Annotated in this window: 9 protein-coding genes and 3 tRNA genes; 6 read left to right on the top strand and 6 right to left on the bottom strand. The window is 64.8% G+C overall.

Annotated elements, in window-relative coordinates:
- Window positions 1-40: 40 nt before the first annotated feature.
- The 3 genes from ftsH to tilS form a co-directional block, all read right to left on the bottom strand.
- Window positions 41-2,035, bottom strand: a complete 1,995-nt coding sequence (gene ftsH, locus ABFX56_RS09745) for an ATP-dependent zinc metalloprotease FtsH (RefSeq protein WP_346233047.1) — start codon at window positions 2,033-2,035, stop codon at window positions 41-43.
- Between the two features lie 102 nt (window positions 2,036-2,137).
- Entirely contained in the window at window positions 2,138-2,695 is a 558-nt protein-coding gene (hpt, locus tag ABFX56_RS09740; protein ID WP_346233046.1) for a hypoxanthine phosphoribosyltransferase, read from the bottom strand.
- Window positions 2,692-3,765 (bottom strand): tRNA lysidine(34) synthetase TilS, encoded by a 1,074-nt coding sequence (gene tilS, locus ABFX56_RS09735; protein WP_346233045.1) that lies wholly within the window; start codon window positions 3,763-3,765, stop codon window positions 2,692-2,694. Before tilS ends, hpt begins: the two co-directional genes overlap by 4 nt.
- 48 nt (window positions 3,766-3,813) lie before the next feature.
- Here tilS and ppa point away from each other — a divergent pair, with 48 nt between their 5' ends.
- Entirely contained in the window at window positions 3,814-4,305 is a 492-nt protein-coding gene (gene ppa / locus ABFX56_RS09730) for an inorganic diphosphatase (protein ID WP_346233044.1), read from the top strand.
- 111 nt (window positions 4,306-4,416) lie between these two features.
- Here the strand turns inward: ppa and ABFX56_RS09725 are convergent, their stop codons facing one another.
- A complete protein-coding gene (locus tag ABFX56_RS09725) occupies window positions 4,417-5,700 on the bottom strand; it encodes a peptidoglycan DD-metalloendopeptidase family protein (protein ID WP_346233043.1) in 1,284 nt (427 codons plus the stop codon).
- A 279-nt stretch (window positions 5,701-5,979) separates the two neighbouring features.
- Here ABFX56_RS09725 and ABFX56_RS09720 point away from each other — a divergent pair.
- The 3 genes from ABFX56_RS09720 (at window position 5,980) to ABFX56_RS09710 (ending at window position 6,272) form a co-directional block, all read left to right on the top strand.
- Window positions 5,980-6,055: transfer RNA gene (locus ABFX56_RS09720), tRNA-Glu, on the top strand.
- Between the two features lie 31 nt (window positions 6,056-6,086).
- Window positions 6,087-6,160: transfer RNA gene (locus ABFX56_RS09715), tRNA-Asp, on the top strand.
- A gap of 39 nt (window positions 6,161-6,199) precedes the next feature.
- Window positions 6,200-6,272, top strand: a tRNA-Phe gene (locus ABFX56_RS09710).
- A 57-nt stretch (window positions 6,273-6,329) separates the two neighbouring features.
- Here the strand turns inward: ABFX56_RS09710 and ABFX56_RS09705 are convergent.
- On the bottom strand, window positions 6,330-6,671 hold the full coding sequence (locus tag ABFX56_RS09705) for a cupredoxin domain-containing protein (protein ID WP_346233042.1): 342 nt from the start codon (window positions 6,669-6,671) through the stop codon (window positions 6,330-6,332).
- A 32-nt stretch (window positions 6,672-6,703) separates the two neighbouring features.
- Window positions 6,704-7,573 (bottom strand): KPN_02809 family neutral zinc metallopeptidase, encoded by an 870-nt coding sequence (gene ypfJ, locus ABFX56_RS09700; RefSeq protein ID WP_346233041.1) that lies wholly within the window; start codon window positions 7,571-7,573, stop codon window positions 6,704-6,706.
- 417 nt (window positions 7,574-7,990) lie between these two features.
- Here ypfJ and ABFX56_RS09695 point away from each other — a divergent pair, with 417 nt between their 5' ends.
- Entirely contained in the window at window positions 7,991-9,520 is a 1,530-nt protein-coding gene (locus tag ABFX56_RS09695; RefSeq protein ID WP_346233040.1) for a sugar transferase, read from the top strand.
- A 259-nt stretch (window positions 9,521-9,779) separates the two neighbouring features.
- Window positions 9,780-14,858, top strand: coding sequence for a DUF4082 domain-containing protein (locus ABFX56_RS09690; protein ID WP_346233039.1), 5,079 nt, complete (start codon window positions 9,780-9,782; stop codon window positions 14,856-14,858).
- Window positions 14,859-14,887 lie beyond the last annotated feature (29 nt).

Genomic DNA, 14,887 nt, shown 5'->3' with positions numbered 1-14,887 from the left:
GACGTCGGTGGCGGGAGGTTCTGGCTCGACCACAGGCAGGTTACGCGGTCGCGATGTCGGGAGCCTTGCGGCGTGGCGCACGCTTTGGCTTGGTCGGCGAGGAATCCACCCCGCCGTCAACGGCGCCGGCATCGATCGGAGCCTTGTCCGGCACAAGCACCGGTGGCCGGTTCGACACGGGCCGCTTGTCGCTGGAGAGCCACTGCGGACGCTCGGGAAGCTTCTTGACGTCCCTGAAGATCTCAGCGAGCTCGACGTGGTCGAGGGTCTCCTTCTCCAGCAGCGCCGTCGCGAGGTTGTCCAGGATGTCCCGGTTCTCGTTGAGCACCTGCCAGGCCTCGTCGTGCGCCGTCTCGATCAGGGTGCGCACCTCGGCGTCAACCTGCTCGGACAGCCGCTCCGAGTAGTCTCGCTGGCTGCCCATGTCCCGGCCGAGGAAGATGTCGCCCGCGCCGGAGCCGAGCTTCACCGAGCCGATGCTCGCGCTCATGCCGTATTCGGTGACCATCTTCTGTGCCGTCTGCGTGGCCTTCTCGATGTCGTTGGATGCGCCGGTGGTCGGGTCGTGGAATACGATCTCCTCCGCCACCCGGCCGCCCATCGCGTAGGCCATCTGGTCGAGCAACTCGTTACGGCTGACGGAATACCGATCCTCGAGCGGCAACACCATGGTGTAGCCGAGTGCCCGTCCGCGCGGGAGGATCGTGATCTTGGTCACCGGGTCGGTGTTGCGCATCGCCGTGGCCACGAGCGCATGACCACCCTCGTGGTACGCCGTGATCAGCTTCTCCTTGTCGCGCATCACACGGCTGCGGCGTTGCGGTCCGGCCATCACCCGGTCGATGGCCTCGTCGAGAGCGCGGTTATCGATCAGCTGGGCGTTGGAACGCGCCGTGAGCAGCGCCGCCTCGTTGAGCACGTTCGCCAGGTCGGCACCGGTGAATCCCGGGGTCTTGCGGGCGACCACCTCAAGGTCCACCCCGGCAGCGAGCGGTTTGCCCTTGCCGTGCACCTCGAGGATCATCTTGCGACCGTTGAGGTCCGGAGCGTCGACGCCGATCTGGCGGTCGAAGCGGCCGGGGCGCAGCAACGCCGGGTCGAGAATGTCAGGACGGTTGGTCGCGGCAATGAGGATGACGTTGGTCTTGACGTCGAAGCCGTCCATCTCCACGAGCAGCTGGTTGAGGGTCTGTTCGCGCTCGTCGTGCCCGCCGCCCATGCCGGACCCGCGGTGTCGGCCCACCGCATCGATCTCATCGACGAAGATGATGGCCGGGGAATTCTCCTTGGCCTGCTGGAAGAGGTCCCGCACCCGACTCGCGCCCACGCCGACGAACATCTCCACGAAGTCCGAGCCGGAGATCGAGTAGAACGGCACGTTCGCCTCGCCGGCCACGGCACGCGCGAGCAGCGTCTTACCGGTTCCGGGAGGGCCGTAGAGCAGCACGCCCTTCGGGATGCGGGCGCCGACGGCCTGGAACTTCGCCGGTTCCTTGAGGAAGTCCTTGATCTCTTCGAGTTCTTCGATCGCCTCGTCAGCCCCGGCGACATCCGCGAACGTGACTTTCGGGCTTTCCTTGGAGACCAGCTTGGCCTTGGACTTGCCGAACTGCATCACCTTGTTGCCGCCACCCTGCATGCTGGACAGCAGGAACCAGAAGATGAGACCGATGAAGATGAACGGGATGATCAGACCGAGCATGGAGGTCAGCCAGTTGCCGTTGTCCACCTCGTCGTTGTACTTGGCGTCGGACTTGTCGATCGCGGCGACGACGTCGGCTCCGCGCGGGGTGGCGTAGTAGAACTGCACCTGCTTGCCGTCTTTGCCGGCTGATTTCAGGGTGAGGTCGACGCGCTTCTCTCCGTCGACGATCTTCGCCGAGGCGACCTCGCCGCTGGACAGCGCCTGGAACCCCTCTTGGGTGGTGATCTGCTTGAATCCCGACGTGCTCAGCAGGCTGAAGCCCACCGACACGACGATGACGGCGAGCGCGATGTAGATCAGCGGGCCGCGGAGAAAACGCTTGAAGTCCATAGTGGGGGCCTGACCCGACACCTTTCTGGTGAAAAACTTTGGTGTAAGGCTACCCGAGCCGCGCCGAACGGCTTCTGTATGTTTGCCGAGGGCTTAATGTGCCTAGCGGTTCTCGTACACGTGCGGCGCCAGCACGCCGATGCCGCGCAGGTTGCGGTAGTGCTCGGCGTAGTCGAGGCCATAGCCGACCACGAACTTGTTCGGGATCTCAAAGCCCACATATTTGACCGTGACGTCCACCTTGGCGGCGTTCGGTTTGCGCAGCAGAGCCAGGATCTCCACCGACTTCGCCCCGCGGCTCTGCAGGTTGGCCAGCAGCCACGACAGCGTCAGGCCGGAGTCGATGATGTCCTCGACGATCAGCACCCGACGCCCAGTGATGTCGGCATCCAGGTCTTTCAAGATGCGCACCACGCCGGAGGACTGGGTACCCGAGCCGTAGGACGACACCGCCATCCAGTCCATCGTGATGGGAAGGGTGAGTTCGCGGGCAAGGTCGGCCATGACCATGACGGCGCCCTTGAGCACGCCCACCAGCAGCAGCGGCTCTCCGGCGTAGTCTGCCTCGACCCTGCGGGCGAGCTCGGCGATCTTCGCCACGATCTCGTCCTCGGTGATCAGTACTTCGGTCAGATCTTCGGCGATTTCGCTGAGCTTCATTTCCGCGGGGAGTTCTTTCTCGTAGGGTCGGCCGGCGCGGAAGTGAAAATCAGCAGGCCGCCCCGCCGTCCTACTCTAATGCCAGGCAGATGCACCGGGCCCTGCCCGTGCCAGTGGGTGACCAACCGCGCCACCTCAAGGGTCTGCGTGCGGCTGAGTGACACCCCGAACTCTGCCGAGGCGGCCAGGCGGATGATGCGCTGCCGGAGTGCCGCCGGGTTCGCGGCGAGGCCCCGCACGCTGAGCGAGAGCCCCGCCTCCGCGTGGTCCACGAGATCGTCGATCAGTTCCTTGGCCAGGTCGTCCAGGGCGCAGGCGTCTTCACGCAATTGTTCCGCCGTGCGCGCGAGCGCCTCGGCGACGCCGGGGCCGATGTCGCGTTCCAGTGTCGGCAGCAGCCGCTGGCGCACGCGCACTCTGGCGAACTCGGCGTCGTCGTTCTGGGGGTCGTGCCAGGGCTGGAGGCCCGAGTCAGCGCAAAACTGCGCGGTCGTGGCCCTGCGGATGCGAAGGAGCGGCCGACGGTACTCGCCCAGAACGGCATCCGCGTCGTGGGCACCCGGGAACGGCGACACCGGGCTCATTCCGTGGAGGCTAGTCGCGCCGCTTCCCCTGGCAAGCCCGAGCAGCACGGTCTCGGCCTGGTCGTCCAGTGTATGTCCTAGCAGCACGCTGACCGCGCCGGTGTGCTGCGCAGCCTCGGCCAACGCCGCATAGCGCGCCACGCGCGCGGCCGCCTCGAGGCCGCCCTCCCGGCCGACGGCGACCCGGCGCACGAGCACCGGAACCAGGCCCAGCTCACTCGCCCGCGCGGCCACGGCGGCAGCTACCGCGGCGGAACCGGCCTGCAGGCCGTGGTCTACGATCACCGCTCCGGCCCGCATCCCTGCCCGGGGCGCCTCGAACGCGGTGGCGGCGGCGAGCGCAAGGGAGTCCGGCCCGCCGCTCAGTGCCACCAGCACGAGGGGATCATCGTGGGAGCCGTGCCCGGCGAGCGTCTCGGTCAAGCTGACCCGCACCGCGCGGCGAACGTCGGCGATCGCGGGCGTCAATCGGGGGCGTGTGCTCATCCAGTAACGTTATTACCGCACACGCGAAAGACTAAGGAGCAACTGTCCATGGCCAGCTATGACGTCGTCATCGAGATCCCCCGGGGCAGTCGCAACAAGTACGAGGTGGATCACGAAACCGGTCGCGTCTACCTGGACCGGGTGTTGTTCACGAGCTTCGTCTATCCCGCGGACTACGGGTACATCGAAAACACCCTGGGTCTGGACGGCGATCCGGTCGACGTGCTGGTACTCCTCGAATTCCCGCTGTTCCCCGGCGTCGGCGTGTCCGTGCGTCCCGTAGGCGTGTTCAACATGCGCGACGAAGCCGGCATCGACTCGAAGATCATCGCCGTGCCCGCGAAGGACCCGCGGTGGGCGCACATCCAGCAGGTCGAGGATGTTCCGGAGCAGACCCGCAAAGAAATCGAGCACTTTTTCGAGCACTACAAAGACCTCGAGCCGGGCAAGTGGGTCAAGACCGAGGGCTGGGGATCCGCCGCCGACGCGGAGACGATCGTTCAGGCGGGTTTCGACAAGCTCAGCGCCGAGGGCCACTAGCCGCACCCTTGCACCGTCGTCTGCACCCTCGTCGTACCGAGCGATAGCCTTCCGGTCGACATCGGCCGCCGCGGCGGCTCATCTCGACCGGAAAGGTATCGGTCAACGCCTCTAACCGAGCGTGATGCCGCGCGCGCTCATGAAGGTGACCGGGTTCGTGGCGGTGCCGTTGATCCGCACCTCAAAGTGCAGGTGACAGCCAGTGGAGTTGCCAGTGCTACCCACTCGCGCGATGAGCTGGCCGACCCCGACGTGCTGGCCGGAACGCACCAGGGTGCCACCATTGACGATGTGGCCGTAGGCGGTGGCGATGCCGCCGCCGTGGTCGATGCGGATGTAGTTGCCGTAGCCGCCATAGCCGCCGGCATAGGCGACAGTGCCGGCGTGGGCAGCATAAATCGGAGCACCGCATCCGGCTGCAAGGTCGACGCCTTCGTGGAAGGACGAGCATCCCGCGCAGGGGGAGACGCGGCTACCGTAGTTGCTGCTGATGTACCCGCCGGCCGGGCGCGCCCAGGCGCCGTTGATTTGGCCACCGACACCGCCGCCACCGCCTCCGGCTGCCGCGGCCGCTGCAGCCGCCGCAGCCGCCTCTTCCGCCTGCTTCTTCCGCAACGCCGCGGCAGCGGCCTCGCGCACTCGAACGCCCTCGCCGTACTCGGCTTCGGTGTGGATCTTGTTGGATGTCAACGTCGCCAGCTGCGCCTGCAAGGTCGCGTCTTTGTCCTGTTGTTCCTTCAGAGCCGCTGCAGCGGCATCCACCGCGGCTTGCGCCTCCACCATCGCCTGCTCGGCGGCCGCGGCCAGAGCCTTGAGGGCTTCCTTGGCGACGTTGGCCTGGTCGGTGCGTGACTGGGCGTTGTTCTGGTCCTGCACCGCCTTGGCGTAGACGCCCTCCGACTGGTCGGTGATCTTGCTCGCCATGCCCAACGTGGACAACAGGTCGGATGCCTTGTCACCGTTGAAAAAGAGCGTCGTGGACACGTCGTTGCCGCCGACACGCGCGAGTCGCGCCGCCATCTGCCCGGCACGTTTTTGAGATTCTGCCGCCGTCGCCTTGGCCGCATCCGCTTGCTGCTGCAGTTGTTCTGCCTTGTACGCGGCCTCGTCGTACGCCTGCTGCGCCTTCTGGAACTCTTCGCCCTTCTGCTGGGCAATGGCCTGCGTGCTGGCGACGGCTTCTTCGTTCTGCTTGATGAGCGCCTTCACGCGGCCGATCTCAACCTGCTTGGCGGCCTCGTTGTTGCGAGCTGCGAGCACGTCGGCCCAGCTCGGATAGTCCTTGGCCCACGCGGAGTCGTTCGAGGCCACAACGGAGACCGTGGCCACCATGCCGATGATGGCGAGCACGGCGAGCAGCCTGCTTGCGCGCAGCCGCGCTGTTCGTGGCCGCATTGTTCTTGTAAGGCGCATTAATCCCCAGCTCCGATAAAGGAGGCTCCCCCAACTTCACGCCAGTAACACTGACAACATCAGTCACACTAACAAGAGTTGGACGAAATGCCCAGCATGGAAAGTCTCAACGACCACTTGAACCTATCGGCACGAGCCCGGTTCCCGTGTTCATTTGCTCGGAGTGTGGCCGGTTTTTCAGCGATAGCCGTTCCGTTTGGCAAAAGGCATTCCCACCCGTATGCTTGTACGCTGGTAGCTATGAAGGTTGTTGTACTTCACGGCCCCATCGTTTAGTGGCCTAGGACACCGCCCTTTCACGGCGGCAGCACGGGTTCGAATCCCGTTGGGGTCACCAGATAGTCTGTACGAAGCAGTTTTAATAGCTAGGCCCTGTAGCGCAGTTGGTTAGCGCGCCGCCCTGTCACGGCGGAGGTCGCCGGTTCAAGTCCGGTCAGGGTCGCAAGGCACGCGTTACTCTCGCCAGTGCGCGTGCCTTATTGGCTCTGTAGCTCAGTTGGTAGAGCGTTCGATTGAAGATCGAAAGGTCACCGGATCGATGCCGGTCGGAGCCACTGGAGCCGCCCTCTAGCTTCTACATGAGGGTGGCTTCTTCTCGTTAACGACCAGCATCAACGTACGACCAGAGTCGCTCTCATATATCGGTGGAACGCACAGTAGAACGGGTAGCTTCCCGGCTTCATCGGGGCGGTGAACGTGGCCTGGCTCTTTCCCGCGACGGTGACGTCGAAGTCTCCGACTGCGTCCGACGTCACCGTGTGAGCATCGGCATCCGAATTGACGACGGTGAGTGTCGCCCCCGGCGCCACGGCACCAGGTACGGTATATGCAAAATCGGTTATATATACGGTGACGGCGGGGTCGGGGGTGCCGTCTGGGCCGGATGATGTCCCGCTACAGCCAGACAGGATGAGGCATCCCGCCATGGCGAGGACGAGGCCAGAGCGCGTCACCACCCCATGTTATGCCTTCCTCCTCATCGTCTTCACGGACGACCGTCGAACGTGGTGCAGGCATCGGAGCCGTCGGTGAAGCCGGTCTCGAACCACTGCTGACGCTGCGCGCTGGAGCCATGAGTCCACGACTCCGAGTTGACCTGGCCGTTCGATTTCTGCTGGATGCGGTCATCACCGATCGCGGAGGCGGCATCCAACGCATCGGCAACCTGCCGCCGCGTGATCGGTTCCAAGAATGGCGTGCCGCTCTCATCGGGAACGGTCGAGGCGGAGCCGGCCCACGCTCCGGCAAAGCAATCCGCCTGCAACTCGAGCCTGACCGAGTCGGATGCCGGCCCGGTGTCGCGTAGATCCAAGCCGTCCATGATGCCCGAAATGTTCTGGATGTGGTGCCCCCATTCGTGAGCGACCACGTACATTTGCGCAAGCGGACCACCGGAGGCACCAAACCGGGTGCGCAACTCGTCGAAGAACCCGGTGTCGAGGTAGATCGACTGGTCACCGGGGCAGTAGAACGGCCCGGTCGCACTGGTGGCCACTCCGCACCCTGTCGTCGTGGACTGTGTGAACAACCGGAACTGGGGTGAGTGATAGCCCGGGACGGCTGATTGTGCCCAGTATGCGTCGATCGACGACGCAGCTCCCGCCATCCGGCAGTCGAGATTCTCGTTGGCGTCCGCTCCGGTGTGGCACTGCTGCAGGCTTTCGGCTGCACCCGGTACCGATGAATCGCTCACCCCCGCACCACCCAACAGCCCACTGAGGTCAACACCGAGCAGCGGACCGAGCAAAACCAGAAGCAGCACGCCGACGCCACCGCCGCCGACCGCCAAGCCGGTGTTGCGACCACGCCTGCTCACCTTGCTGCCGTTGATCTTGGCGTTGGGATTGAACGTCATGCCGCCACGGTAACCCCGCCGCGCGTTGCACGATCAATCTGTGAACAACTTGTGCACGACCTGGGAATATGCCTTTAGTGGTTCCCCCTTAAAAGCACAACCCGACACTCCGGCATACCCCCCGAACTGGGGGCATCGCATTAAAAAAAGCGGCGTGTAGCCTCGACCCCGTTAAACCCCTCCTCCCGAGGGGAACCCGAACTACGTCGGCCCCCCCGGCGTGATTACCAGGTAGATCTGTCATCACTGATCTTCCCGGACCTGGATCTTCTTCAACGATCACCGTTCTGGAGAAGAGCCGTCCCTGTAACCCCCCGAAATACAGGAATGTGCCGATGAACGAGCCCCGTGCGACCCGAGCAGACAGACCGCATCCTTGCTGCCGCACGGGGCTTCATCGCGCGCTTGGGTGTCGACATGAGTGAACTTGAAACCGAGGCTGGGCGCGTCGCAGGGTTCAGCCTTCGACCTCGACTGCGCATCGTAGAAACGGACGAGCGAGCACTCGTGTCCGATACGCGTCCGGAGTGCGGTCTGGCCTGGGCGAAACGGTACCGGTCCGGCCTGCTCATCACCGACACGGCCATCATCTTCGCGGCATTGCTCATCGCACTCCTCGGCCGCCTGGCTGGAATGACACCGTCCAGCGCACAAATGAACCCGCCGTTCTGGATGGTCTGCGCGTGCGTGCTGCTCACCTGGAATGCGGCACTGGCAGCCTTCCACACCAGGGACCTCCGTGTGGTCGGCGTGGGCCTGAACGAATACAAGCAAGTGGTCAGTGCCAGCTTCGTCACATTCGGCCTGCTCGCGATGGCGTTCATGATCCTTGAGATCGATACGGCACGGCACTACCTCGTCGTTTCCTTCCCTCTAGGCGCCGCTGCGCTGGTGGGGAGCCGTCTGCTGTGGCGCAAATGGCTGATCCGGCAGCGCCGCTTTGGGCACTTCCTGTCCCAGGTGGTCGTCGCCGGCAAGCGGCGCGACGTCGGCTATGTGGTGCGAGCCATCGAGAAGAACTCCGGAGCCGCCTACAAGGTCGTCGGCACCGTGCTGGACGAACACCGCACCGGGGACGCCAGCGACAACCTGCCAGGTATTCCGACGTGCTACGGGCTGCGCAACGTGGCGGAAGTCACCGCGGCGCTCGGCGCCGACGCGGTGATCGTCGCCAGCCATCCGAGCGAGGAGGGTAATTTCATCCGCTCGTTGGCCTGGCAACTCGAAGGAACCGCCACGGAGCTCATTCTCGCGTCACGACTAGTGGATGTCGCCGGCCCGCGCATCCACTTCCGGCCAGTCGAGGGGCTGCCGCTGATCCACGTGGAAATCCCGGCCTTCGATGGCGGCAAGCACGTGCTCAAGAGAGTGCTCGACGTCATCGTGTCAGCCATCGGCATTGCCATCGTGTTGCCGCTCTGCGCCGTACTTTCGATCCTCATCGCCTGCGACAGCCCGGGTGGAGTGTTCTTTCGCCAGGAGCGCGTCGGCCGGGATGGTCGCACCTTCACCATGCTGAAGTTCCGGTCCATGTGCCAGACCGCGACGCAGGACCTGGCGGCACTGCGTGAGCGCAACGAGGGCGCCGGAGTGTTGTTCAAGATCAAAGACGATCCCCGGGTGACCCGGGTCGGACGCACCCTGCGCAAATACTCCCTGGACGAACTGCCGCAACTCTGGAACATCCTCAAGGGCGACATGAGCCTCGTCGGTCCGCGCCCTCCGCTGCCGAGCGAGGTCGACGACTATGAAGAGCCGATGGGCCGGCGGCTCTACATCAAGCCGGGACTGACCGGCATGTGGCAGGTCAACGGACGCTCGGACCTCAGTTGGCAGGAAAGCGTGCGACTGGACCTCTACTACGTGGAGAACTGGTCCCTCATCGGCGACCTCGTCATCCTCTGGCGCACCCTCAAGGTGCTCACTCACCCGGTGGGAGCGTACTGATGCCGCGCTCGTTACCGGAACTGCACTCCCCCACGCGGTGCGTGGGGGCCACGGACCCGTCGCTGATGTGTGCGATGGGAGGCGGAACTTCCGCGCTGCCCCACAACGTCAGACAAATTCGGGAAATCGTCGGGCACGGAGGAGACTTCGGCTCCCCGCACACCCCCCGGCGAACGTCCGGCGAAGTGACACGCCCCGCCTTCCTGTCCAAAGAAGTTGGACTGCGCCATCAGCGACGGGCGAGTGAACGGAGAAGTAGATGTCTCTAGCCGATCTCGCAGTGGGGCGATCCCAGAATCCTGCGACGCCCCTGCGGCGGCGCGCCAGGCGGTTGGCGTCCTTCGGCCTTTCCCTCGTGCTGGTATCCAGCGTCCTGGTAGCCGTTACCACGACGCCGGCCAGCGCCGCCGAGCCGTGTGGCTCAGGCGGCAACCAGATCACCTGCGAAAACAGCCAGCCAGGCACACCAGATTCGGTATGGGACATTTCAGGCGCGGGAGACCCCTCGATTCAAGGTTTCGCGACCGACATCAGCGTCAACGTGGGCAATCGCATCGATTTCAAAGTAGACACCGATGCCCGCAACTACACGATCGACATCTACCGCACCGGCTGGTACCAAGGCCTCGGCGCCCGCAAAGTCGCCAGCGTCGCTCCGTCTGCAACACTTCCCCAGTCCCAGCCGCAATGCATCTCGGATGCCACAACGGAGTTGTACGACTGTGGCACCTGGGCGGTCTCGGCGTCGTGGAACGTGCCGGCCACCGCGGTGTCTGGCGTCTACTTCGCGCTGCTCACGCGCACGGACACGGGCGGACGAAGCCACATCACCTTCATCGTGCGAGATGTGACCAGCCACTCCCAGGTTCTCTTCCAAACGTCCGACCCGACCTGGGAGGCCTACAACAGCTACGGCGGTTCGGATTTCTATCAAGGTGCCGCGAACGGCCGAGCGTACAAGATCAGCTACAACCGCCCGTTCGCAACGCGCGGTGGATCGACCAACCACGACTTCTACTTCAGCAACGAGTACCCGGCCGTACGGTTCCTGGAGAAGAACGGGTATGACGTCAGCTATTTCAGCGGTGTCGACACCGACCGCTTCGGGTCCACGCTGGTCAACCACAAGGTCTTTCTCTCCGTCGGCCACGATGAATACTGGTCGGCTGGGCAACGATCCAACGTCGAGGCGGCCAGGGACGCCGGGGTGAATCTGCAGTTCCTCTCCGGTAACGAGGTGTATTGGCACACTCGCTACGAGAACTCCGTCGATCCCAGCGCCACCCCGTACCGCACGCTCGTTTGCTACAAGGAGACCTGGAGCAATTCCAAGATCGACCCGAGCGCCGAGTGGACGGGAACGTGGCGGGACCCCCGCTTTGCTTCTCCCGCCAACGGCGCAGGAAATCCGGAGAACGGGCTCACCGGAACGCAATACATGTCCAACTTCAGCGACCTTGCTGTCACCGTTTCCGCGACAGAGGGGAAGATGCGCCTGTGGCGCAATACGTCGCTCGCGTCGCTGGCCACCGGGTCGAGTGCGGTGCTGGCGCCGCACACGGTTGGCTATGAATCCGACGAGGACGTTGACAACGGATTCCGCCCAGACGGGCTGATCCGCCTCTCCACAACGACGGGCGCTGTGCCGCAGTATTTGCAGGACTTCGGAAACGTCGTCCAGCCGGGGACGACCACACACCATGTGACCCTCTATCGCGCTGCCAGTGGAGCACTGGTGTTCTCTGCTGGCAGCATCCAGTGGAGTTGGGGACTGGATCAGGACCACGACGGCAATGGAGCAGCCGCAGACCCGCGGATGCAACAGGCCCAGGTCAATCTACTGGCGGACATGGGCGCGCAACCGGTTTCGCTGGCATCGCCCCTGGTGCTCGCCTCGCCCAGCACAGACCATACAGCCCCGGTGGCCAGCATCAGCACGCCTGCCGCCGGCGCCACGGTCCCCAACGGATCCAGCGTGACGGTGAGCGGCACGGCCACCGACGCCGGCGGACAGGTTGCCGGTGTGGAAGTCTCCACCGACTCTGGAGCGACGTGGCACGCCGCGACCGGTACGACGACTTGGTCCTACCGCTACGTGCAGCAGGGCTACGGCACAGCATCGGTGCAGGTTCGTGCCATTGACGACAGCGGGAACTACGCTCCCACGCCGGTGTCGCGAAGCGTCACGGTGGCCGGTCCGTACAGTGTGTTCGGCGTAGAACAACCCACCACAGCGGACGCCGGCGACCCGACCGCTCTCGAACTCGGTCTGCGTTTCACGCCAACGACGAATGGATTTGTGGGCGGTGTGCGTTTCTTCAAGAGCACAGCCAACACCGGAACACACACCGGTTCGCTCTGGGACAGCGCGGGGACTCGTCTGGCCACCGTGACTTTCAGCGGCGAATCGGCCAGCGGCTGGCAAACCGCAAGCTTCACCTCGGCCGTGGCTGTGACGGCCGGACAAACCTATGTCGTGTCCTACTCGACCCCTGGCGGACACTATTCAGCGGCGGACTATTACTGGTCGTACCGCGGTAGGGACGCTGGGCCGCTGAAGGTGGCAGGAGGCTTCGGAACGCAGCCAGCCGGCGTCTATGGCAATGTCGGCGTCTTCCCGACCCAGAGTTACCACCAGGGCAACTACTACGTCGATGCCGTGTTCACCGACTCCGACAACGCACCGCTCACCGCGATAAACCAGTCGCCACAGCCTGGCTCCTCGAGCGCGGCGACCACCACGGTGATCAGTGCGGTGATGTCGAAGGCGATCACCGCGTCCTCCCTGGCGTTCGCCGTCAAAGATGCACAGGGCACTGCGGTATCAGGGACCACGGCATACGACAGCAACACCCGCACCGCGACCTTCACCCCATCGGCCGCACTGCGCACCGCGACCACGTACACCGTGACGATATCGGCTACGGACACCTCGGGGGGCCAGATCACGGCCGGCCAATCCTGGTCGTTCACGACGGCGCCAGCCTCAAACCCCGAGGGAGTGTGCCCATGCAGCTTGTTCGATGCCAGCGCGACCCCCAGCATCTTGGAGGACAGCGACAGCTCAGCGGTCACTCTGGGGGTACGTTTCACGGCCCAAACCGCTGGCACTGTCACCGCGGTGAAGTTCTACAAGGGCCCGAACAACACAGGAACGCATGTCGGATCGCTGTGGAGCGGGTCGGGAGCCTTGCTCGCCTCAGCGACCTTTGCCGCTGAGAGCGCCTCCGGGTGGCAGACGGTCAACTTCGCGACTCCCGTCGCCATCTCGGCCGGAGTGGAATACACGGCGTCGTACCGGACCACGGTTGGCAAATACTCGGCGACACTCGGGACTTTCTCTGGCCCCTACACCAGGGGACCGCTCTCCGTCCCAGCGAACGGCGGGTCATACAGCTACGCCAACGGCTACCCGAACACCCAAGTGGCCACGAACTACTCCGTCGACCTGGTCTTCCAGCCATCGACGACCGCGATCACGGTGGTGAGCCGGACTCCGTCCGCAGGCGCAACCGGCGTGAGCCCTTCCGCCCCGGTGAGCATTACCCTGTCGACGGCGGTGGCCGACGGATACCGGATGACCGCCAGCGCAGCAGGCACCGCGATCGCCGGGTCCACGAGCCTTTCCACCGACCGCTCGACGATCACCTTCGTCCCGACGCAGCCGTTCCCGACCAGCACGAAGATCGATATGACGGTGAGCAACGTAACCTCCAGCTCGGGCACCGCTCTGCCCACGCAGACGTGGTCTTTCACGACGGCGGCCAGCGCACCGGCGGTCACCGAGTACAGCCTGCTGACCGGACTCACCCCGGAGGTGACGTCCGCTGGCGATGATCCCAACCCGGTAGAGCTCGGCATGTCGTTCAGCACGTCGGTATCCGGCTCGGCCACCGGCGTCAAGTTCTTCAAGGGTTCCGGGAACACCGGCACGCACACCGGCTCGCTGTGGTCCTCGGCCGGTCAGCGGCTGGCGACCGCGACCTTCACCCAGGAGACGGCCAGCGGCTGGCAGAGCGCCACGTTCGCCACGCCGGTCGCCCTGACCCCCGGCCAAACCTACATCGTGTCGTACTTCGCTCCCGCCGGGCACTACTCGTACACCACGAACTTTTTCGCCACTGCGCGCTCAAGCGGGCCACTGACCGCGGGCAGCTCGGCGAACGGGCGGTACACCTACGCCTCCTCCGGCGGGTTCCCAACGTCCACCTGGCAGGCGTCCAACTATTTCGTCGACGTGGTAGTCAGCACCGCCTCGGGAACCACACCACCGCCCGCCGTGACTGTTACATCAACGACTCCGGCCGCAGGAGCCACCGGGGTGTCCCCCACCACGGGCATCTCGGCTCAGCTTTCCGGAACGCCCAGCGCGACGCCCACCCTGGCGGTGTCCTCGGCCGGCACAGTCGTGTCTGGCACATCCAGCTACAACAGCACCTCTCGAGTCGTCACGTTCGCGCCGGCGGCGGCACTTGCAGCATCCACCCAATACTCGGCGACCGTTTCGGTTTCGGGAACCGCGTTGAGCGGCGGCACCTGGACATTCACGACGGCGGCCACGGCCCCGGCACCAGTAACCGTCACGTCGACGACTCCTGCCGCAGGCGCAACGGCTGTTGACCCAACGCTGTCCATCAGCGCCCAACTGTCGGGAGACAGCTCATCAGGCACACCGACGTTGGTGCTGAGAAGCGCATCCGGCCAGGTCGCCGGCACCGTGGCGTACGACTCCAGCGCCCGGGTGGTGCGCTTCACACCGGCACAGCCACTGGGCTGGTCAACCCAGTACACCGCGACGGTGTCGATCGCAGGCACAACACTGTCCGGAGGCTCCTGGTCGTTCACGACCGCCGCGGAACCGCCAACCGTCAGCGCTCAGACGATCTTCTCAGCCGGCGCCGTTCCGGCCAACCCGGCCTGGGACGATCCCAACGCGGTTCAGGTCGGCGTTCGTTTCTCCAGTTCCAGTGCGGGAACGATCACCGGAATCCGCTTCTACAAGGGCACCCAGAACACGGGCACCCATCAGGGCTACCTCTGGTCGAGCACCGGGTCGCTCCTCGCCACAGTGACCTTCACCGGCGAAACCGCATCGGGCTGGCAGTCCGCGACGTTCAGCACCCCGGTCCAGATTCAACCCGGTGTGGAATACCGGGCCAGCTATCACAGCTCGGTCGGCTGGTATGCGGTCACCGCGGGCGGACTGGCGAGTCCCGTGGTGAACGGCGCCCTGTCCACGCCAGCCAACGGCGGCGTGTACCTGTACGGAACCGCGTACCCGAGCAACGTGGTTTCCCACAATTACTGGGTCGATGTTTTCTTTGTGCCGGCTAAATGACCAACTCGCCATGGGGAAGGGGGACCGGC

The sequence above is a fragment of the Parafrigoribacterium mesophilum genome (assembly GCF_039652555.1).
In the GTDB taxonomy this organism is placed as follows: domain Bacteria; phylum Actinomycetota; class Actinomycetes; order Actinomycetales; family Microbacteriaceae; genus Parafrigoribacterium; species Parafrigoribacterium mesophilum.
Note: the sequence above shows the minus strand (reverse complement) of the source record. Positions and strands in the feature narration are given on the sequence as shown.

Excerpts from the sequence above, each read along its gene's own strand:
- ftsH (WP_346233047.1), bottom strand. The coding sequence starts at position 2,035 with ATGGACTTCAAGCGTTTTCTCCGCGGCCCGCTGATCTACATCGCGCTC.
- hpt (WP_346233046.1), bottom strand. The coding sequence starts at position 2,695 with ATGAAGCTCAGCGAAATCGCCGAAGATCTGACCGAAGTACTGATCACC.
- tilS (WP_346233045.1), bottom strand. The coding sequence starts at position 3,765 with ATGAGCACACGCCCCCGATTGACGCCCGCGATCGCCGACGTTCGCCGC.
- ppa (WP_346233044.1), top strand. The coding sequence starts at position 3,814 with ATGGCCAGCTATGACGTCGTCATCGAGATCCCCCGGGGCAGTCGCAAC.
- ABFX56_RS09725 (WP_346233043.1), bottom strand. The coding sequence starts at position 5,700 with ATGCGGCCACGAACAGCGCGGCTGCGCGCAAGCAGGCTGCTCGCCGTG.
- ypfJ (WP_346233041.1), bottom strand. The coding sequence starts at position 7,573 with ATGACGTTCAATCCCAACGCCAAGATCAACGGCAGCAAGGTGAGCAGG.
- ABFX56_RS09695 (WP_346233040.1), top strand. The coding sequence starts at position 7,991 with ATGAGTGAACTTGAAACCGAGGCTGGGCGCGTCGCAGGGTTCAGCCTT.
- ABFX56_RS09690 (WP_346233039.1), top strand. The coding sequence starts at position 9,780 with ATGTCTCTAGCCGATCTCGCAGTGGGGCGATCCCAGAATCCTGCGACG.